Below are 18,675 nucleotides of genomic sequence, written 5' to 3'. Positions count from 1 at the left end.
CGGCGGGAAGCCACACCCCCAACAAACCCCCCGCCCACCCGCCCCCCGCGCGGCCCACCCCGGGGGGGGGGGGGCGCCCCCGCCCCCGCGGGGGGGGGCGGGGGGGGGGGGGGGGCCCCCCCCCCGGGCCCACGACGTCGGGACCCTCAGCCCTGCCAGGCGGCGCGCAGCGCGTCCTCCCACGGCGTGGGCTCGCGCCCGAGCAGCGTGGCGAGGTCGCGGCTGGAGGTGTCCAGCGCGCCCGCCGCGGTGCCCGCGTCCAGCGCGGCGACGAACCCTGCGGTCCCCTCGTCCAGGCCCGCCGCGAGCAGCTCGCGGGTCAGCTCCTCGGGGCTCACGAGGCGGGCGCGGACCTCGCGGCCGGTGGTGCGGGCGACGGCCGCCGCCAGCTCGGCGTACGAGAAGGCGGGACCGCCGAGCTCGTACGTCACGCTCTCGTCCCCGGCGCCCACGAGCGCCGCGGCGGCGGCCTCGGCGTACTCCGCCCGCGGCGCGGTCGACACCCGGCCCTCGCCGGTCGCGGACACGATCTCGCCGCGTCCGGCCCACTCCTGCAGACGGCCGGTGTAGTTCTCGACGTACCACGCGTTGCGCAGCAGCAGCACCGGCAGCCCGCTCGCGTGCAGCACCGCCTCGCTCTCGCGGTGCTCGACGGCGAGCGGCAGCGGGCTCGCGTCGGCGCCGAGGATCGACGTGTACGCGACGACCTGCACCCCCGCGGCCACGGCCGCCTCGACCACGGCGGTGTGCTGCGGCGTGCGCCGGCCGACCTCCGAGCCCGAGACGAGGAGCAGCCGGTCGACCCCCTCGAGCGCGGGGGCGAGCGTCTCGGGCTGCGAGTAGTCGACCGCGCGCACCTCCACCCCCAGGTCGGACGCGCGCTCCGTCGTCCGGGCCAGCGCACGGACGTCGGCGGCCGGGACGCGCTGCAGCAGCGCTCCCACCGCGGCGCGCCCGAAGGGTCCGCTCGCTCCGGTCACGGCGTACGTCGTCATGCGTCCTCCAGCAGGTCGGGTCGGGAACCGCGCAACCCCACGGGGGAGGGGCCCGATTCCCCGAGCAGCCCCCGTCTCAGTAGACGAGCGCCTGCGCCCCCGGCTGCAGGGCCTCCTCGACGAACGCGGCCGCCCCGGCGATCCGGACGCCCGGCAGCACGTCGGCGCCGGTGATGCCCCTGCGGGCCGCGCACTGCGTGCAGAGCGTGACGCTGCCCGCGTCGAGCACCGCGTCGAGCAGGTCGGGCAGCGGGGCCGCGTGCGGCAGCGCGAACTCCGCGGCGCGACCCGGGAGCGCGAACCACGCGGACTCGCCCGTGAGCCACAGCGAGACCGGCACCCCCGAGGCCGCCGCCGTCGCCGCGACCGTGAAGGCCTGCGAGCAGCGCTCGGGCGCGTCCGCCCCGGCCGTGACCTTGACCACCAGCGTGCGCGCGACGTCCGCCATGCCCGGGACCCTAGTCGGCGGATAGGATCGAGGCGTGCTCGAGTACTTCTACACCGGCCTGCTGTCGGTGGCCGCCGTCGCGATCACCTGGTTCGCGTTCTACGTGGTCTACCGGCTGTTCAAGGCCCAGGCCTAGCCGGGGCTCGTGACGTCGCGGTGGAGCTGACCCCGGACCTCCCGTCCGTCCTCGTGCCGGTGGCCTGGCTGCTCGGCACGTGGCAGGGCGCCGGGGTGATCGGCTACCCCGGCCAGCCCGAGGCGCAGTTCGGCCAGCAGGTGGTCTTCGGCCACCACGGGGGCGACTACCTCACCTTCGACTCCCGGCTCTGGGCCCTCGGCGAGGACGGCACGGTCGGCGAGGTCATCACCGTCGAGACCGGCTACTGGCGCCCGGTCATGGGCGGCACCGAGGTGGAGGCGATCATCGCCCAGCCCGGCGGCGTCGTCGAGGTCTACGTCGGCTCCATCGCGCCCGCGCGGGTCGAGATGACGACCGACGTCGTCGCGCGCACCCTGCACGCCGACGAGCACCAGGCCGGCCACCGGCTCTACGGCCTCGTCCAGGGCGACCTGCTCTACGCCTACGACAAGGCGGCGTACGGCCAGCCGATGGCGCCGCACGCCAGCGCACGGCTCAAGCGCGTCGACGCCGCCGAGGCGCTCGCGCCAGGACCGGCCGGCACGGTCGTGGCCCCCGGGCGGCTCGACCCGCCCGAGGTCGCGCCCCGGGCCTGAGGAGGCGGACGTGGGGGACTGGAGGGAGCTGCTCCGCGAGCGGGGCTACCGGCTGACGCCGCAGCGCCAGCTCGTCCTCGAGGCCGTCTCCACCCTCGGCCACGCGACGCCCGACGAGGTGCACGCGCAGGTCCAGCGCACCGCCACCGGCGTCAACCTCTCCACGGTCTACCGGACGCTCGAGCTGCTCGAGGAGCTGGGCCTCGTCACCCACACCCACCTCGGGCACGGTTCCCCCACCTATCACCCGGCGCAGGAGGCGGACCACCTCCACCTGGTCTGCCGCGACTGCGGGACGGTCGGGGAGGCCGACATCGGCGTCGCCGACGAGCTCGTCGCCCGCATCGCCGCCCAGCACGGGTTCGCGACCGACGTCGCGCACTTCGCGATCTTCGGCCGCTGCCGGTCCTGCCAGGAGGCGGACGCGCGCGACCCGGAGCACGAGCACCAGCAGGAGCGGCATGAGCACCAGCACTGACCCCTCGCCCCTGCTCGCCCTCCCGGGGGCGGTGCCCGCGGAGGGCGTCGACGCCGGCGTGGCGTGGCACTACGGCGACCCGCTGCGCGAGCAGCGCCGGCTGCTCGACGGCGAGGGCTGGGTCGACCTGTCCACCTCCGGCGTCGTCCGCGTCACCGGCCCTGCCCGGCTCGGCTGGCTCGACGACCTCACCAGCCAGGCGCTGCGCGGGCTCCCGGCCGGCGCGTCGACCGAGGCGCTCGTGCTCGACCCCAACGGCCGCGTCGAGCACCACCTGCGCCTCGTCGACGACGGTACCTCCGCCTGGATGGTCGTGGAGCCGGGGACGGCGGCGGCGCTCACGGCGTACCTCCTGCGGATGCGGTTCTGGACCGAGGTCGAGGTCGAGGACGCCACCGCCGCGTACGCCGTGGTCTGGTCGCCGGGGGAGCCGCTCCCGGCGGAGGTCGTGTGGCGGCCGGCCCCGGGCGACCCGCTCGGCGGCGCGCTGTCGCTCGTGCCGCGAGCCGAGCTCGCCGCCCTCCCCGCTGCGGCAGGGGCGCCTGCCGGATCGTGGGCCCACGCCGCGCTGCGGGTCGCGGCCGGCGTGCCGCGGCTCGGCGTCGACACCGACGACCGGACCATCCCGCACGAGGTGGGCTGGATGGCGACCGCCGTCGCGCTCGACAAGGGCTGCTACCGCGGCCAGGAGACGGTCGCCCGCGTCCACAACCTCGGCAAGCCCCCGCGGCGCCTCGTCCTGCTCCACCTCGACGGCTCGGCCGAGCTGCCGGAGCCCGGGACCGCGGTGCTCGACGCGGGCCGCGAGGTCGGGCTGCTCACCAGCGTCGCCCAGCACGCCGAGCTCGGGCCGGTCGCGCTCGCGCTGGTCAAGCGGTCGGTCGACCCGGCCGCGACGCTGGTCGCCGGTGCCGCGAGCGCGGCGCAGGAGGTGCCGGCGCTGCTGCTTGCGGCTCCCGGCGGAGGTGCCGGCCGGCGCGCGCAGGCGGGCCTGCGCCCGGCCTGACCCTGCCCACCCGGCTGCCCACCGGCTGCCCGCAGCCCTCCCTCCGGAGCCGCGCACGGCTGTCCAGGACCGCTCCCAGGCAGTAGCCTGAGCGGCTGGCCCTGCCCACGCGCGAAGGGGGATCGCATGCTCGAGGCGGATGTCGAGCTCGAGCGCGCCTCCGCGCCGGCTCCGACGCTCGTCCCGGGCGATGCCGTCCGCGCCCCCGGCTGGGCCCGCCGGCTCGAGACCACGCTGTGGGTCCTCGACGCCCTCGTCATCCTCGCCGCGGTCTCGAGCGCCCTCGCCTGGGGGCGCCGGCTCGTCCCGGAGCAGGTCACCGGCGGCGCCCTGACGCCGCCGCTCAGCACCACCCTGTCGGTGGGGGCCCTGCTCGTCGTCGGCTGGATGACGAGCCTCTCGCTGCACGTCTCGCGCGACCGGCGGGTCGTCGGGGTGGGCCCCGACGAGTACAAGCGGGTCGTCACCGCGACCGTCCGCCTGTTCGGGGTCTTCTCGATCCTCGCCTACCTCGGCCGGCTGGAGTCGGGCCGCGGGCTCGTGGCGCTGGCCTTCCCCGTGGGCCTCGCCGGCCTGGTGCTCGAGCGCTGGCTCGCCCGCAAGTGGCTGCACCGCCAGCGCCGGCGCGGCGGCTGGAGCCACCGCGTCCTGCTCGTCGGCAGCAAGGACAATGTCCGGCACCTCGCCGCGGAGCTGACCCGCGAGGCCTACGCCGGCTACGAGGTCGTGGGCGCCTGCCTGCCCGGCGGCCTCGACGAGGAGGGCGACCTCGCGCTGCCCGTCGTCGGCTCGCTGGCCTCGGTGCCGCACGCCGTGCTCGACACCGGCGCGGACACCGTCGCGGTCGTCCCCTCGGTCGGGCTCACCCCGAGCGCGCTGCGCCGGCTCGGCTGGGCGCTCGAGGGCACCGGCGTCGACCTCGTCGTCGCCCCCGCGCTGACCGACGTCGCCGGGCCGCGCATCCACGTGCGCCCCGTGGCCGGGCTCCCGCTGCTCCACGTCGAGGCCCCGCAGTACGAGGGCCCGATGCGCATCGTCAAGGGCATCGTCGACCGCGTCGTCGCGCTCGGGCTGCTGGCCGCCCTGTCGCCGCTGCTGCTCGGCATCGCGGTCGCCGTCCGCGCCACGAGCCCCGGTCCTGCGCTCTTCCGGCAGAAGCGGGTCGGGCGCGAGGGGCGCACCTTCACGATGGTGAAGTTCCGCTCGATGGTCACCGGCGCCGAGGCGATGCTGCCCGACCTCACGCTCGAGAACGAGCACGACGGCGTGCTGTTCAAGATGCGGGCCGACCCCCGGGTGACGTCCGTGGGGCGCTGGCTGCGGCGCTACTCGCTCGACGAGCTGCCCCAGCTCATCAACGTGCTGCGCGGCGACATGAGCCTCGTCGGGCCGCGCCCGCCGTTGCCGAGCGAGGTCGCCAACTACGCGTCCGACGTGCGCCGCCGCCTGCTCGTGAAGCCCGGCATGACGGGGCTCTGGCAGGTGAGCGGGCGCTCGGACCTCTCGTGGGAGGACACGGTCCGCCTCGACCTGTACTACGTCGAGAACTGGTCCTTCACGGCGGACATGCTCATCCTGTGGAAGACCCTCGCCGCAGTCTTCCACGGCTCCGGCGCGTACTAGCTCCGTCCGCGCCGATGAGCCGCGCGAGCGGCTGGCGTCACCTCCTGCGACGGACGAGAGGTGGAGGTGCGCGTGCGCAGGTAACCCCCGACGACGGCGGCGGAGCGCGAGACCCTGGTGGGGTTCCTCCGCTGGCAGCGCGGCACGCTCGAGTGAAGTGCCACGGGCTGTCCGCGGCGCAGCTCGCCGAGCGGGCGGTGCCGCCGTCGTCGCTCTCGCTGCTGGGTCTCCTCCGCCACCTCGCGGAGGCCGAGCGGCACTGGGTGCGCCGGGTCGTCGGGCACGAGGAGGTGCCCGGCGTGCACGGCGCCGACTCGTGGGAGGGCGCCGTCCCCGACCAGGCGGTGGCGGACGCCGCCTGGGCCGCGTGGCGGGCGGAGTGCGCCGCGGTCGACGACGCGGTGGCCCGTACGCCGCTCGGCGCGACGGGCGAGGACGAGGAGGTCGGGACCGTGTCGCTGCGCTGGGTGCTCGTCCACCTCGTCGAGGAGTACGCCCGGCACAACGGCCACGCGGACCTGCTGCGCGAGCGCGTGGACGGCGAGGTGGGGGAGTAGCCGCTGCTGCGGCTCGCTGCGGGGTCGAGCGCTATCGCGGCTGACGGCACCCCGAGCGCTACCGCGGCTCCTCGAGCAGCAGCGTCACCGGCCCGTCGTTGACGAGCGACACCTGCATGTCGGCGCCGAAGACGCCGGTCTCCACGTGCGCGCCCCGCTCGCGCAGGGCGGCGACGAACGCCTCCACCAGCGGCTCGGCCACCGGCCCGGGCGCCGCCGCGGACCAGCTGGGCCGGCGGCCGCGGCGGGTGTCGGCGTACAGCGTGAACTGGCTGACCACGAGCAGCGGGGCGCCCTCGTCCGCAGCGCTGCGCTCGTCGCGCAGGACGCGCAGCTCGTGGACGCGCCGGGCGAGGGCGGCGGCGTCCGCCGCGGTGTCGGTCGTCGCGACGCCCAGCAGGACGAGCAGGCCGGGGCCCGGCAGGGCGCCGACGACCTCGCCCGCGACGCGCACCTCCGCGCCGAGGGCCCGCTGGAGGAGGGCGCGCACGGGCCCATCCTGCCCGCTGGTCTGGCACGATGCAGGGGTGACTGACGCAGGGCTTGACCCGACCGGCGCGTCCGGCCCGCTGGACGGCGGCCGGCGCCGCATCGACCGCGTGCTCGCGCCCGACTTCCTCGCGGGGCTGGCCGAGCGCCCGCTGGCCGAGGTGCGCGCGATGCGCCAGGACGTCGAGCAGGAGGAGGCCGACCTCTCCTACGTCCGGCGCCTGCTGCAGGGCCGGCTCGACATCCTGCGCGCCGAGCAGTCCCGCCGCGCCGACGGGGGCCCGTCGCTGGAGGAGGGCAGCGAGGAGGACTTCGTGGCCCGGCTGGCCCGTACCCTCACCGACTCGGGCCCGCGCGCCGACTGGAGCCACGCGCGCCTCCCGCACGTCGACCCCTCGCGCGTCGGCGAGCACCGCCGCCGCGTCGAGCAGCTCGCCGCCGACGTCGGCTTCTCCGACCTCTCCGGGATGGACGACGGGGAGCTCGCCTCCGCGCTCGAGCGCCTGGTCGCCTTCGAGGAGGACGTCTCGCGCTCCCGCCGCTCGGTCCAGGCCGTCGTCGACGCCTGCACCGCGGAGATCGGCCGCCGCTACAAGGAAGGGCGGGCCGACGTCAGCGACCTGCTCCAGGAGCGCTGATGCTGCAGCAGACCCAGCACCACATGGGCTTCATGGACTGGGTGTACCTGCTCCTCTGGGGCGTCGAGGTCGTCATCGTCCTCGTCGCCGCCGTCGACTCGCTGCGCTGGAAGCCCGGGGCGTACGCCGCCGCGGGCAAGCTCACCAAGCAGAAGTGGGTCGCGATCCTCGGCATCGCGCTGCTCTTCGTGCTGCTGGCGGGGTGGTCGGGCGCCTCGTCGCTCATCGGGATCGCGGCCGTCGTCGCCGGTGCGGTCTACCTCGCCGACGTCCGGCCCGCGGTCAAGGGCATGAGCGGGCGCGGCGGCGGCGGCACGCGCATGGGCCCGTACGGCCCCTGGTGAGCCGGCCCGTACGGCCGTTGGTGGGCTAGCCGGCGCGCGGCGCCGGGACGGGCCGCGCGACCGCCGGCCCGTCGCCCTCCCGCTTCGAGCGGTACATCGCCGCGTCCGCCGCGGCGAGCAGCCCGGCGGCGTCGGTGGCGCAGCGGGGCAGCACGGCGAGGCCGACGGCCCCGCTGATCCGCACCGCGGACCCGGTGATGTCGAACGGCTCGCGCAACCGCGCGTCGACGCGGCGGGCGACCTCGAGCGCGGTCTCCCCGTCCGTGCCGGGTGCCAGCAGGACGGCGAGCTCGTCGCCGCCGAGCCGGGCGACGAGGTCGTCGTCGCGCACCGCGTGGCGCAGGCGCGCCGCGACGTGCTGGAGCAGCACGTCGCCGGCCCCGTGCCCGTGCTCGTCGTTCACCGCCTTGAAGCCGTCGAGGTCGACGAGGAGCAGCGCGACCTGGCCCGCGTCGGCCTCCCCGCCGAGGACGGCGCGGTCGAGCGCGTCCAGCAGCGCCGCGCGGTTCGCCAGCCCGGTGAGCGCGTCGTGCAGGGCGCGGTGCGTGAGGTCGGCGAGGTGGTGCTGCTCGGCCTGGCGCAGCCGGGCGGCATCGACGACGACCGCGGCCTGCAGCGCGAGCTGGCGGGCGAGGGCCTCGTCGTCCGGCGTCCACTGGCGGGGGCCGGTCTCCCCGCACATGACGAGCCCCGCCTGGCCACTGGCCGACAGCAGCGGCATCGCGACGAACGCGCTGAGCCCGAGGGTCCGCACGAACCCGCCCGCCCGGACGGACGTCGCGGCCACGTCGCCGATGAGCAGCGGTCCGCCGGACAGCTGCGTGCGGCGGAAGACCGGGGAGTCGGCGGCGACCAGGCCGACGAGGCTGGAGCGCAGCCGCTCGCCCAGCTCCTCGTCCAGCCCGACGCCGATGACGTGCCGGATGACCCCGCGGTCGCCGAGCAGGTAGACCGCGGCGCGCTCGGTGGCGAAGACGTCGGCGGTCACGCGCGCCACCAGCTCGCCGGCCTCCTCGACGCTGGTGGCGGTGATGCCCTCGCGGAGCAGCCGGCTGAGCGCCTCCTCCCGGGCGGCGCCGTACCGCCGCCGGGCGCGCTCGACGTCGACGGCCAGCGCGACCGCGAGCGCGTGCGCGAGGATGCGGACCGCGTCCGCCGGCAGGGCGGGTCCGCTCGTGCGCAGGACGCCGTACTCCCGGCCCGCCAGCAGCAGCGGCATGCCGGCACCCCCGGGCGCACCGACCTCGAGCACCAGCCCGGGGTACGCGTCGGCGAGCTCCCGGCGCGCGGCCGCGAGCACCAGCTCCGCGTCCGTGGACGGGCTCGCGACCACCCCGAGCACGGCGCCCGTGAGGACGCTGAGGTCGAGGGTCATGTCCTGAGCATCGGCCGCACCACGGCCGGATGGAGGGATCTGCCGCACTCGCTGCGCGTCAGGACGGCGCGACCGAGTCCCAGGCCACGGTGAGCTCCCCCTGCCGCCAGCGGTGGGGCCGGTCGAGCACCGGCCAGCCGCGCCGGGCGAGCGCCTCGACCGCCGCGACCCAGCGCTGCCGCCGCCCGTAGCCCGCGTACGCCGCGGCGGCGTCCCAGCCGGCGTCGAGGTCGGCGAGCAGCGCGTGGACCCGCTCGCCGGGGACGTTGCGGTGGATGAGCGCCTTGGGCAGCCGCTCGGCGAGCACCGAGGGGCGCTCGAGCCCCGCGAGGCGCGCGGCGAGGGTCAGCGTCCGCGGGCCGGTGCGGTCGAGCGTCACCCAGCCGCCGAGGCGACCGAGCTCGTCGCACGTCCCCTCGACGACGATCCCCTCGGGCGCCAGCCGGTCGAGCAGCCGCTGCCAGGCCGCGGGGACCTCGTCCTCGGCGTACTGGCGCAGCACGTTGAGCGCCCGCACCACCACGGGGTCGCCCGCGACCGGGAGCTCGAACCCGCCCCGCACGAACTCCAGCCCTGGCCGGGCCAGGGGGGCGGCGGCGGCCACCCGGGCCGGGTCGATCTCCACCCCGACGACGCGGGCGTCGGGGCGGACGGCGCGCACCCGCGTCCAGAGCTCGAGCGGCGTCACGCCCGTCTCGCCGTACCCGAGGTCCACGACCAGCGGGTCCGCGCAGGTCCGCAGCAGCCGCCCGTGCGTCGCGACGAGCCAGCGGTCCACGCGGCGCAGCCGGTTCGGTGCGGTCGTGCCCCGCGTCGGGGTGCCGACCGGGCGAGCGGGTCGCGGCGGCGCGGGCATGCCCGAAGGGTGGCACGCGTGCTCCCCGCGCCATCGGGGAGGATGGACCCCGTGACCCGCGAGCCCGTACGCCCCCTGCGGCCCGCACGCCGTCCCCGCGGGCCGCGCCGGGTCGCCATGCTCAGCGTGCACACCTCGCCGCTCGACCAGCCGGGGACGGGCGACGCGGGCGGGCTCAACGTCTACGTCGTGGAGCTCTCCCGGCGGCTGGCCGCGCTCGGCATCGAGGTCGACATCCTCACCCGCGCGGTGCAGGAGGACGCCCCACCGGTGGTGCGCCTCGGCGACGGCGTGGCCGTGCGGCACCTGTCCACCGGGTCGAGCGGGCCGCTCACCAAGGAGGAGCTCCCGGGCCAGCTGTGCGCGCTGTCCGCGGCGCTCATCTCCGCGGCGCCGGAGGGCGCGGGCTACGACCTCGTCCACTCGCACTACTGGCTCTCGGGGCAGGTCGGCTGGGTCGCCGCCGAGCACTGGGGCGTCCCGCTGGTCCACACGATGCACACGATGGCGCGGGTCAAGAACCTCTCCCTCGGCCCCGGCGAGCTGCCCGAGCCGCGCTCCCGCGAGGTCGGCGAGGCCCAGGTCGTGGGTGCTGCGGAGCGGCTGCTCGCCAACACCGGGGAGGAGGCCGAGCAGCTCGTCGAGCTCTACGGCGCCGACCCCGGCCGCGTCGCCGTCGTCGCCCCGGGCGTCGACCTGGAGACCTTCCACCCGCGCCCACGGGCCGCCGTGCGCGCGCGGCTCGGGCTCCCCGCCGACGCCCTCGTCCTGCTCTTCGTCGGCCGGGTCCAGCCGCTCAAGGCCCCCGACGTGCTGGTGCGCGCGACGGCGGAGCTGCTCACCGCGTACCCCGCGCTGCGGAGCCGCCTGCGCACCGTCGTCTGCGGCGGCCCGAGCGGGGCGGGGCTGGCCGAGCCCGGCGCGCTCGAGCGGCTGGCCGACGAGCTCGGCGTCGCCGACGTGGTGTCCTTCCAGCCGCCGGTGCCGCGCCGCGAGCTCGCCGACTGGTACGCCGCGGCCGACCTCACCGTGATCCCGTCGCGCAGCGAGTCGTTCGGGCTCGTCGCGATCGAGTCGCAGGCCTGCGGGACCCCGGTCGTCGCCGCCCGGGTGGGTGGGCTGCGCACCGCCGTCGCCGACGGCAGCTCGGGGGTGCTCGTCGACGGGCACGACCCGCAGCGCTGGGGCCGCGTGCTCGGCGAGCTGCTCCTCGACCCGCACCGGCGGCTGGCGCTGGGCGACGGCGCGCTGCGCCACGCGGCGGGCTTCAGCTGGACGCGGACCGCCGAGCAGGTCGCCGAGGTCTACGCCGACGCCGTGACCAGCGCGCGCTTCTCAGCGGTGCCGGGGCTGCGCGCGGTGCGGTGAGCGCGCCAGCGCTCGGGGGCGGTGCTGAGCTCCCTGTCGACCAGACCGTCGGCGGCCCCCGTTAGGCTCGCGCCATGGCTGACGAGATCCCCGCGCCGGCGGACGACCTGCTCGGTGGCGGCGGCGCCACCCACACCCTCGTGCTCCTGCGCCACGGCGAGAGCGAGTGGAACGCGAAGAACCTGTTCACCGGCTGGGTGGACGTCGACCTCTCCGACAAGGGCCGCGGCGAGGCCGAGCGCGGCGGCGCGCTGCTCGCCTCCTCCGGGATCCTCCCCGACGTCGTGCACACCTCGGTGCTGCGCCGCGCGATCCGCACCTCGCAGATCGCGCTCGGCCGCGCCGACCTCGACTGGCTGCCGGTCAAGCGCTCGTGGCGGCTCAACGAGCGCCACTACGGCGCGCTGCAGGGCAAGGACAAGGCGCAGACGCTGGCGGAGTTCGGCGAGGAGCAGTTCATGCTCTGGCGCCGGTCCTACGACGTCCCGCCGCCGCCGATCGCCGACGACGACGAGTTCTCGCAGTTCGGCGACCTGCGCTACAGCGACCTGCCGCCGGAGCTGTTGCCGCGCACGGAGTGCCTCAAGGACGTCGTGGCGCGCCTGCTGCCCTACTGGTACGACGCGATCGTCCCCGACCTGCGCCTCGGCAGGGTCGTCCTCGTGACCGCGCACGGCAACTCGCTGCGCGCGCTGGTCAAGCACCTGGACGGGGTCTCCGACGAGGCGATCGCCGGGCTCAACATCCCCACGGGCATCCCGCTCGTCTACCGCCTCGACGAGGACCTCGTGCCGCTGCAGCCCGGCGGGGAGTACCTCGACCCCGACGCGGCCTCCGCGGCCATCGAGGCGGTCAAGAACCAGGGCAAGAAGTAGGTCCACCCCCGCGGGGAGGCACTGTGGCGTACGACGAGGAGCTGGCGGAGCGCGTCCGCGCGCTGCTCTCCGGGCGGCCGGTCGTCGAGCAGCGGATGTTCGGCGGACTGGCCTTCCTCCTGCGCGGCCACCTCGCCGTGGCGGCGTCCGGCAGCGGCGGGCTGATGGTGCGGGTCGACCCCGACCGGACCGCCGAGCTGCTCGAGGAGCCCGGCGCGAGCGAGTTCGAGATGGGCCGGCGCGGTGCCGTCCGCGGGTGGGTGCGCGTGACGGGCGAGGTGCTGGACGACGACGCCGTGCTCGCGACCTGGGTGGGTCGCGGCACGGCGTGCGTCGAGGGCCTGCCGGAGCAGGCGGCCGTCAGGCGGGGAGCGGCGAGGCCGACGCCGTCCCGGGGTGCTCGCCGGTGACGAGGAAGACCACGCGCTGGGCGACCGCCACGGCGTGGTCGGCGAAGCGCTCGTAGTAGCGGCCCAGCAGCGTGAGGTCGATCGCGGCCTCGATGCCGTGGTCCCAGTCGTCGGCGAGCAGCAGCGTGAACAGGTCGCGGTGCAGCCGGTCCATCTCGTCGTCGTCGCGCTCGAGCTCGAGCGCGATCTTGACGTCCTTGTCCGCGACGATGCTGCCGGCCTTGAGCACGATGCGGGTCGCGACCTGGCCCATCTGGACGAGCGTCGCGCGCACGTCAGCCGGGACCGCGACGCTCGGGTAGCGCATGCGGGCGACCTGGGCGACGTGGCGGGCGAGGTCGCCCATCCGCTCGAGGTCGGCGCTCATGCGCAGCGCCGCGACGATGATGCGCAGGTCGGTCGCCACGGGCTGCTGGCGCGCGAGCAGGTCGTACGCCCGCTCCTCCAGGTCGTGGTGGAGGGCGTCGAGCCGCTCGTCGGCGGCGATGACGCTCTCCGCGATGCCGAGGTCGGCGTCGAGCAGGGCCGTCGTCGCCCGGGTCATCGCCGAGTGCACCAGCCCGGTCATCTCGACCAGCTGGTCGCTCAGCGCGTCCAGCTCCTCGTGGAATGCGTCCCGCAACGTGCAGCCCTGCCTCTCCTCATGGGGGGACCCCACCGTCCCGCGCCCAGGTGAACCACGTCCGACTGTACGGTGAACAGTGCCCCCCGCGTCCCCCGAGCGGCCCCCTCCACGGCCGGGCGGGCGCGCGGCGCGCCCTACGATCGCCGCGTGGCCTGGTACCCGGGGCGGCGTGGCGGGGAGCGCGGTGCGCTCGTCGCGCGCCCGCGCGACGTCGTGCCCGAGGGCGTCGTCGACGTCCTGTCGGTGCTGCGCGCCTCCACGGTGCTCGTCGGGCCCTCGGACGACGTGCTGCGCGCGAGCCCCACGGCGTACGCGTTCGGCCTGGTCCGCGACGACCGGCTCGCCTCGCCCGAGCTGCTCGCGCTGGTGCGCAGCGTGCGGCGCGACGGCGAGATCCGCCAGCAGGACCTCGAGCTGCCGCGCGGCCCGCTCGGCGGCGAGAAGCTCGCGGTCACGGCGCGGGTGGCCCCGCTCGACTCCGGCCGCCTCGTGCTCGTGCTCGTCGAGGACCGCACCGAGTCCCGGCGCATCGACGCCGTGCGCCGCGACTTCGTCGCCAACGTCAGCCACGAGCTCAAGACCCCCGTCGGCGCGCTGAGCCTGCTCGCCGAGGCCGTCGTCGGGGCGAGCGACGACCCGGACGCCGTACGCCACTTCGCCCGCTCGATGCACCGCGAGGCGGGCCGGCTGGCCGACCTCGTCCAGGAGCTCATCGACCTCTCCCGGCTGCAGGGCCACGACCCGCTCGCGGCCGCGACGCCCGTCGATGTCGACGAGGTGGTGGTCGAGGCGATCGACCGCTGCTCGCTGGCCGCCGGCGCCAAGGGCATCGTCGTCGTCAGCGGCGGCCAGGACGGCCTCCAGGTCATCGGCGACGAGGGCCAGCTCGTCATGGCGGTCCGCAACCTCGTCGACAACGCCATCAGCTACAGCCCGCCGCACACCCGCGTCGCCGTCGGCGTCCGCCGGCTCGACGGGCTCGTCGAGATCAGCGTGACCGACCAGGGGATCGGGATCCCCGAGGGCGACCTCGAGCGGATCTTCGAGCGCTTCTACCGCGTCGACCCCGCCCGCTCGCGCGAGACCGGCGGCACCGGGCTCGGGCTCTCCATCGTCAAGCACATCGCGCAGAACCACGGCGGCGAGGTCGTGGTCTGGAGCGTCGAGGGCTCGGGCTCGACGTTCACGGTCCGGCTGCCGCGCGCGCCGGGCAGCGGCGAGGAGGCGCTCGACGACGGCTTCGACGACGACGACATCGACGACGACGACATCGACGACGACGTCGACGACCTCGATGACGACGACGACGTCGACGGTGAGCGCGACGAGCGCGACCGCGTACCCCCCAGCCCTGGCCCCACCGGCGCGGACCAGTCCACGCACGCCCCGTCCGCCGAGGCGGGCACCCCCACTCCGCAGGAGGCCCCGTGACCCGCGTCCTTGTCGTCGAAGACGAGGAGTCGTTCAGCGACGCGCTCTCGTTCATGCTCCGCAAGGAGGGCTACGAGGTCGCCGTCGCCCCGACCGGGCCGCTGGCGCTCGAGGAGTTCGACCGCTCCGGCGCCGACCTCGTGCTGCTCGACCTCATGCTGCCCGGCATCCCCGGCACCGAGGTGTGCCGCGCGCTGCGCCAGCGCAGCGGCGTCCCCGTCATCATGCTGACCGCCAAGGACGGCGAGATCGACAAGGTCGTCGGCCTCGAGCTCGGCGCCGACGACTACGTGACCAAGCCGTTCTCCTCGCGCGAGCTCGTCGCGCGCATCCGCGCCGTGCTGCGCCGCGGCGGCGAGCCCGAGGAGACCGTCACGGCCGCCCTCGAGGCGGGGCCGGTGCGCATGGACGTCGAGCGCCACGTGGTGACGGTCGAGGGCCGGGTCGTGCCGCTGCCGCTCAAGGAGTTCGAGCTGCTCGAGATGCTCCTCCGCAACGCCGGCCGGGTGCTCACGCGGATGCAGCTCATCGACCGCGTCTGGGGCTCGGACTACGTCGGGGACACCAAGACGCTGGACGTCCACGTCAAGCGGCTGCGCTCGAAGATCGAGCCCGACCCCGCCGCCCCGCGGCACCTGGTGACGGTGCGCGGGCTGGGCTACAAGTTCGAGCCGTAGGCCGGGCGCGCCCCGGCGGGCCGCCCGTGTCCTGGTCCGGGTTCCTCTCCCGGGTTCCGAACAGGGCGCCCCAGTGCTCGCCGGGTTCCGAACAGGGCGCCCCAGTGCCGCCCCGAGGACCACTGGGTGCCCCTGTTCGCTGCTGCGCGGGGCCCGCACGTGCGAACGGGGTGCCCAGCAGCGGTCCGACCGCTACTGGGGCACCCCGTTCGCAGGAGGGCGGGAGCTCAGCTCGCCGAGGGCGTGGGCTGCAGGCTCGGGTTGCCGTTCTCGTTGCCGTTGCCGTTGCCCGCGCCGTTGCCCGCCGCACCGGGTGTGGAGCCGGGAGTCGGCTCGAGGCTCGAGGCCGGCGAGTTCGAGGCCGCGGCCGTGGGGTTCGGGGTGACGCTCGGGCTCGGCACCGCGCCGGGCGTCAGCGAGGCGTAGTAGCGGGTGGCCGGCAGCACCGGCGCCTGCAGCTGGAGGCTGCCCGCGTCGAGGGTGACCGTCATCGGCACCAGGGCGCCATCGCGCAGCTGCGACGTGGTCTGCACGCTCGCGGTCGTGCCGCCCGAGCCGCCGATCTGCAGCGTGCTCTCGGCCTGCACGCTCGTCGAGCCGGAGATCCGCGCCTGCGCGCCGGCCACGCTGATCGAGCGGAGGGAGACGGCCTGCCCGCCCGTGTTGGCCACCGTCAGCGAGAGCTCGGCGCTCGTGCCGGTGCCCACGACCACGGCGTTGAGGACGCGCAGCGGCCCGGAGGTCGCGTCGGTGCCGTCGCCGGGGTTCTTCACGTCGTACGTCTGCGCCCCGAACCCGGAGCCGCAGCCCGCGAGCAGCGCCCCGAGCCCGAGCGCCGCGACGGCGAGCGCGGGGCCCCGCTGGCGCTGCCGGCGAGGACCGGGGGTGCTTCGCGGACGGCTCACGGAGGGGCTCCTCTAGGACGCTGGTGACCGGTGCCTGTCGGTCGGGAGGTCCGGCAAGCGTACCGACCGACCCCGTTCCCCTGCCTGCCGGCCCGTACGCGCGGCGCGGCTGCGCGCGAGGAGCAGCGCGAGGTCGGCGGCGGCGCTCGCCACGGCGTACGCGAAGGGGCGGCGGGAGGGCCGGCCTCCGGGGCCGTCGGGGAAGCGGCCCGCGGCGGCGAGCGCGAGCCCCCCGGCGGCGACCCGCGCAGCGCTGCCGGCAGGCGACCGCGGGCCCTGCTGCGGGAGGGCGGCGGCGACGGCGAGCAGCAGGGCCCCGCCGCGCCGGGTGCGGTCCGGGCCGAGGCGCACGGGCAGGCTGCGGACCCCGGTGGCGGCGTCGTCGGCGAGGTCCGGCAGCGCGTTGAGCAGGTGGGCCCCGCAGCCGAGCACGGCGCCGGCCAGCGGGAGCGCGAGCGGGACCGGACCGGCACCCGCCGTGCGGTGCGCCGCGACGGGCAGCGCGCCGAAGCCGGTGAGGTACGGCAGCGCGGACAGCGCCGTGCGCTTGAGGCCGAGGTCGTAGGCCAGCCCGCTCGCCACGAGGCCGAGCTGCGCAGTGCCCGCGACCCGGCCGAGCCGCAGCGAGAGCGGGACGGTCGCGGCCGCGGCGACGACGGCGGCCGCGGCGACGAGGGGACGGGGGGCCTCCCCGGTGGCGACCGGCTTGTCCGCCCGTCCCCGCGCGGCGTCGCGGCCGGCGTCGAGGGTGTCGTTGGCCCAGCCGATGGCCAGCTGGCCGGAGAGGACGGCGGCCGCCAGCAGGCCCGTACGGCGGGGCGGGGCGCCGGCCGCACCCGCCAGGCCGGCGGCCAACCCGGTGACCGCCAGCGTGGGCAGCGGGTGGCACGACAGGGCGAGACCTCTCGTCACGCTCCGTGCTGACCTGCTGCTCACGGGCCCCTCCGGGGTGTCCTGGGCCCTCCGACCCGGCTCCGACATGCATGCTCCTGGGCACTTGTCAAGGCCCTGACCTGCGGGAACGCGGGTCTCGGGGCTGTCGCCGGGCGTCCCTGCGTGTTAACCTCGACAGTGGAAAGGGGATCTTAATGACGTTCAAGGTCGGCGAGACTGTCGTCTACCCCCACCACGGGGCGGCCCTCATCGAGGCCATCGAGACGCGGCAGATCAAGGGGGTCGACAAGACCTACCTGGTCCTGAAGGTCGCTCAGGGTGACCTCACGGTGCGCGTCCCCGCGGAGAACTGCGACCTGGTCGGCGTCCGCGACGTCGTGGGGCAGGACGGGCTCGACCGGGTGTTCGAGGTGCTGCGCGCCCCGCACACGGAGGAGCCGACCAACTGGTCGCGCCGCTACAAGGCCAACCTCGAGAAGCTCGCCTCCGGCGACGTGATCAAGGTGGCCGAGGTCGTCCGCGACCTGTGGCGCCGGGAGAAGGACCGCGGCCTGTCGGCGGGCGAGAAGCGCATGCTGGCGAAGGCCCGGCAGATCCTCGTCTCCGAGCTCGCGCTCGCGGAGCAGACCAACGAGGACAAGGCCGAGGCCGTCCTCGACGAGGTCCTCGCCAGCTAGCACCACCCGCTCGTCCGTCGGGCCCGCCACCTCCCGGTGGCGGGCCCGACGTGCGTCTGCGCCGCCCGTCGGCGGCCAGCAGTAGGGTCGCGCAGGTGAGCGTCGCCGTCCTCGTCCCCGCCGCCGGCCGCGGCGAGCGGCTCGGCCCCGGGGCGCCGAAGGCCCTGCGCGAGGTCGGCGGCGAGCCGCTGCTGCGCCACGCGCTGCGCAGCCTGGGCGCGGCGCCGGAGGTCGACCTGCTCGTCGTCGCCGGCCCGCCGGGGGACCTCGCCGCCACCGAGGCGGCCTGCGCGGGGACCGGCGCGCTCGTCGTCGCAGGCGGGACCGACCGGCGGGCGAGCGTCGCCGCGGCGCTGCGCGCCCTGCCGCCCGAGGTGGACGTCGTGCTGGTCTCCGACGCGGCGCGCCCGTTCGTGCCCGTCGAGCTCGTCCAGCGCGTGGTCGCGACGGTCGCGGCGGGAGCGCCCGCGGTCGTCCCCGGGCTGCCGGTCGCCGACACCGTCAAGCAGGTCGACGGCACGGGGCACGTCGTGGCCACGCCGCCGCGCGAACTGCTCCGCGCCGTGCAGACGCCGCAGGGCTTCGCCCGCGTCGTGCTCGAGCGGGCCCACGCGCTGCCCGCTGAGCTGCTCGTCACCGACGACGCGGGCCTCGTCGAGGCGCTCGGCCTGCCCGTGCTCGTCGTCCCGGGCGCGCCCGAGGCGTTCAAGGTCACCCGCCCCGAGGACGTCGAGGCAGCCGAAGCGCTGCTGCGCAGGAGAGGAGCCGGCCGGTGAGCACCCCCCGCGTGGGCAACGGCGTCGACGTGCACCCGCTGGGCGAGGAGGGCCGCGAGCTGTGGCTCGCCGGCCTGCACTGGCCGGGCGAGCGGGGCCTCGCCGGCCACTCCGACGGCGACGTGGCGGCGCACGCGGCGTGCGACGCGCTGCTCTCCGCGGCCGGCCTCGGCGACCTCGGGTCGAACTTCGGCACCTCCGAGCCGAAGTGGGCGGGCGCGCGCGGGACCGCGCTGCTGGCCGAGACGGCGTCCCGCGTACGTGCTGCGGGCTTCGCGATCGGCAACGTGTCGGTGCAGGTGGTGGGCAACCGCCCGAAGGTCGGGCCGCGGCGCGCCGAGGCGGAGCGGGTGCTGAGCGAGGCGGCGGGAGCGCCCGTCACCGTCTCGGCGACGACCACCGACGGACTGGGGCTGACCGGGCGCGGCGAGGGCGTCGCCGCGCTCGCCGTGGCGCTCGTCGTGCCGCAGGAGGACTGACTCCCGCTGGTGGG

Annotated in this window: 23 protein-coding genes; 15 read left to right on the top strand and 8 right to left on the bottom strand. The window is 76.4% G+C overall.

Annotation, left to right across the window (positions count from 1 at the left end; genetic code table 11):
- Positions 1 to 146: 146 nt before the first annotated feature.
- Positions 147 to 995 carry an NAD(P)H-binding protein gene (locus EV189_RS15065; RefSeq protein WP_130493719.1) on the bottom strand — a complete coding sequence of 283 codons (849 nt, stop codon included), beginning with the start codon at positions 993 to 995 and terminating at the stop codon, positions 147 to 149.
- A 76-nt stretch (positions 996 to 1,071) separates the two neighbouring features.
- Positions 1,072 to 1,443 (bottom strand): DsrE family protein, encoded by a 372-nt coding sequence (locus tag EV189_RS15060; protein WP_130493718.1) that lies wholly within the window; start codon positions 1,441 to 1,443, stop codon positions 1,072 to 1,074.
- A 156-nt stretch (positions 1,444 to 1,599) separates the two neighbouring features.
- Between EV189_RS15060 and EV189_RS15055 the strand changes: the two genes are divergently transcribed.
- From EV189_RS15055 to EV189_RS15035, 5 genes are all read left to right on the top strand, one after another.
- Positions 1,600 to 2,178, top strand: a complete 579-nt coding sequence (locus tag EV189_RS15055) for an FABP family protein (protein WP_231116419.1) — start codon at positions 1,600 to 1,602, stop codon at positions 2,176 to 2,178.
- A gap of 10 nt (positions 2,179 to 2,188) precedes the next feature.
- Positions 2,189 to 2,656, top strand: coding sequence for a Fur family transcriptional regulator (locus EV189_RS15050; protein ID WP_130493717.1), 468 nt, complete (start codon positions 2,189 to 2,191; stop codon positions 2,654 to 2,656).
- Positions 2,640 to 3,662 (top strand): CAF17-like 4Fe-4S cluster assembly/insertion protein YgfZ, encoded by a 1,023-nt coding sequence (gene ygfZ / locus EV189_RS15045; RefSeq protein WP_130493716.1) that lies wholly within the window; start codon positions 2,640 to 2,642, stop codon positions 3,660 to 3,662. The genes EV189_RS15050 and ygfZ overlap by 17 nt, the downstream gene beginning before the upstream one ends.
- 126 nt (positions 3,663 to 3,788) lie before the next feature.
- Positions 3,789 to 5,285, top strand: coding sequence for a sugar transferase (locus EV189_RS15040; RefSeq protein ID WP_130493715.1), 1,497 nt, complete (start codon positions 3,789 to 3,791; stop codon positions 5,283 to 5,285).
- A gap of 152 nt (positions 5,286 to 5,437) precedes the next feature.
- On the top strand, positions 5,438 to 5,842 hold the full coding sequence (locus EV189_RS15035) for a DinB family protein (protein WP_231116418.1): 405 nt from the start codon (positions 5,438 to 5,440) through the stop codon (positions 5,840 to 5,842).
- Positions 5,843 to 5,900: 58 nt separating this feature from the next.
- Here EV189_RS15035 and dtd read toward each other — a convergent pair whose 3' ends face one another.
- Entirely contained in the window at positions 5,901 to 6,332 is a 432-nt protein-coding gene (dtd, locus tag EV189_RS15030; protein ID WP_130493714.1) for a D-aminoacyl-tRNA deacylase, read from the bottom strand.
- Between the two features lie 37 nt (positions 6,333 to 6,369).
- On the opposite strand from dtd, the gene EV189_RS15025 reads away from it, so the two are divergent.
- Positions 6,370 to 6,969 carry an RsiG family protein gene (locus EV189_RS15025; RefSeq protein ID WP_231116417.1) on the top strand — a complete coding sequence of 200 codons (600 nt, stop codon included), beginning with the start codon at positions 6,370 to 6,372 and terminating at the stop codon, positions 6,967 to 6,969.
- Positions 6,969 to 7,313 carry a DUF2516 family protein gene (locus tag EV189_RS15020; RefSeq protein WP_231116416.1) on the top strand — a complete coding sequence of 115 codons (345 nt, stop codon included), beginning with the start codon at positions 6,969 to 6,971 and terminating at the stop codon, positions 7,311 to 7,313. Before EV189_RS15025 ends, EV189_RS15020 begins: the two co-directional genes overlap by 1 nt.
- 25 nt (positions 7,314 to 7,338) lie before the next feature.
- On the opposite strand, the gene EV189_RS15015 is transcribed toward EV189_RS15020, so the two are convergent.
- Both EV189_RS15015 and EV189_RS15010 read right to left on the bottom strand, forming a co-directional pair.
- Positions 7,339 to 8,688 (bottom strand): sensor domain-containing diguanylate cyclase, encoded by a 1,350-nt coding sequence (locus tag EV189_RS15015; protein ID WP_130493713.1) that lies wholly within the window; start codon positions 8,686 to 8,688, stop codon positions 7,339 to 7,341.
- Positions 8,689 to 8,746: 58 nt separating this feature from the next.
- Positions 8,747 to 9,544, bottom strand: coding sequence for a class I SAM-dependent methyltransferase (locus EV189_RS15010; RefSeq protein ID WP_130493712.1), 798 nt, complete (start codon positions 9,542 to 9,544; stop codon positions 8,747 to 8,749).
- Between the two features lie 42 nt (positions 9,545 to 9,586).
- Here EV189_RS15010 and mshA point away from each other — a divergent pair, with 42 nt between their 5' ends.
- The 3 genes from mshA (at position 9,587) to EV189_RS14995 (ending at position 12,197) form a co-directional block, all read left to right on the top strand.
- Complete coding sequence (gene mshA, locus EV189_RS15005) at positions 9,587 to 10,912, top strand: D-inositol-3-phosphate glycosyltransferase (protein ID WP_130493711.1); 1,326 nt, start codon at positions 9,587 to 9,589, stop codon at positions 10,910 to 10,912.
- A gap of 74 nt (positions 10,913 to 10,986) precedes the next feature.
- Complete coding sequence (locus EV189_RS15000) at positions 10,987 to 11,787, top strand: phosphoglyceromutase (protein ID WP_130493710.1); 801 nt, start codon at positions 10,987 to 10,989, stop codon at positions 11,785 to 11,787.
- Between the two features lie 23 nt (positions 11,788 to 11,810).
- Positions 11,811 to 12,197 carry a TfoX/Sxy family protein gene (locus EV189_RS14995; RefSeq protein ID WP_130493709.1) on the top strand — a complete coding sequence of 129 codons (387 nt, stop codon included), beginning with the start codon at positions 11,811 to 11,813 and terminating at the stop codon, positions 12,195 to 12,197.
- Here EV189_RS14995 and phoU read toward each other — a convergent pair.
- Positions 12,148 to 12,819, bottom strand: coding sequence for a phosphate signaling complex protein PhoU (gene phoU / locus EV189_RS14990; protein WP_130493708.1), 672 nt, complete (start codon positions 12,817 to 12,819; stop codon positions 12,148 to 12,150). The two genes, EV189_RS14995 and phoU, sit on opposite strands and share 50 nt — an antisense overlap.
- Positions 12,820 to 12,969: 150 nt before the next feature.
- Here phoU and EV189_RS14985 point away from each other — a divergent pair, with 150 nt between their 5' ends.
- Together EV189_RS14985 and EV189_RS14980 are read left to right on the top strand one after the other, a co-directional pair.
- Complete coding sequence (locus EV189_RS14985) at positions 12,970 to 14,253, top strand: sensor histidine kinase (protein ID WP_130493707.1); 1,284 nt, start codon at positions 12,970 to 12,972, stop codon at positions 14,251 to 14,253.
- Entirely contained in the window at positions 14,250 to 14,930 is a 681-nt protein-coding gene (locus EV189_RS14980; protein ID WP_130493706.1) for a response regulator transcription factor, read from the top strand. Before EV189_RS14985 ends, EV189_RS14980 begins: the two co-directional genes overlap by 4 nt.
- A gap of 227 nt (positions 14,931 to 15,157) precedes the next feature.
- Here EV189_RS14980 and EV189_RS14975 read toward each other — a convergent pair whose 3' ends face one another.
- The gene (locus EV189_RS14975; protein WP_130493705.1) at positions 15,158 to 15,835 is read right to left on the bottom strand and encodes a hypothetical protein; all 678 of its coding nucleotides are present in this window, start codon (positions 15,833 to 15,835) and stop codon (positions 15,158 to 15,160) included.
- Between the two features lie 12 nt (positions 15,836 to 15,847).
- Positions 15,848 to 16,747, bottom strand: coding sequence for a UbiA family prenyltransferase (locus EV189_RS14970; RefSeq protein ID WP_231116414.1), 900 nt, complete (start codon positions 16,745 to 16,747; stop codon positions 15,848 to 15,850).
- A gap of 176 nt (positions 16,748 to 16,923) precedes the next feature.
- Between EV189_RS14970 and EV189_RS14965 the strand changes: the two genes are divergently transcribed.
- From EV189_RS14965 to ispF, 3 genes are read left to right on the top strand one after another with little or no spacing between them, the layout of a single operon-like run.
- Positions 16,924 to 17,406, top strand: coding sequence for a CarD family transcriptional regulator (locus tag EV189_RS14965; RefSeq protein WP_130493703.1), 483 nt, complete (start codon positions 16,924 to 16,926; stop codon positions 17,404 to 17,406).
- Between the two features lie 50 nt (positions 17,407 to 17,456).
- Positions 17,457 to 18,182 carry a 2-C-methyl-D-erythritol 4-phosphate cytidylyltransferase gene (gene ispD / locus EV189_RS14960; protein ID WP_407938136.1) on the top strand — a complete coding sequence of 242 codons (726 nt, stop codon included), beginning with the start codon at positions 17,457 to 17,459 and terminating at the stop codon, positions 18,180 to 18,182.
- Positions 18,179 to 18,661 carry a 2-C-methyl-D-erythritol 2,4-cyclodiphosphate synthase gene (gene ispF, locus EV189_RS14955; protein WP_130493701.1) on the top strand — a complete coding sequence of 161 codons (483 nt, stop codon included), beginning with the start codon at positions 18,179 to 18,181 and terminating at the stop codon, positions 18,659 to 18,661. Before ispD ends, ispF begins: the two co-directional genes overlap by 4 nt.
- Positions 18,662 to 18,675 lie beyond the last annotated feature (14 nt).

Origin of the sequence: Motilibacter rhizosphaerae (assembly GCF_004216915.1) — a bacterium.
GTDB classification, from domain to species: domain Bacteria; phylum Actinomycetota; class Actinomycetes; order Motilibacterales; family Motilibacteraceae; genus Motilibacter; species Motilibacter rhizosphaerae.
This window is presented reverse-complemented; position numbering and strand designations above follow the sequence as displayed.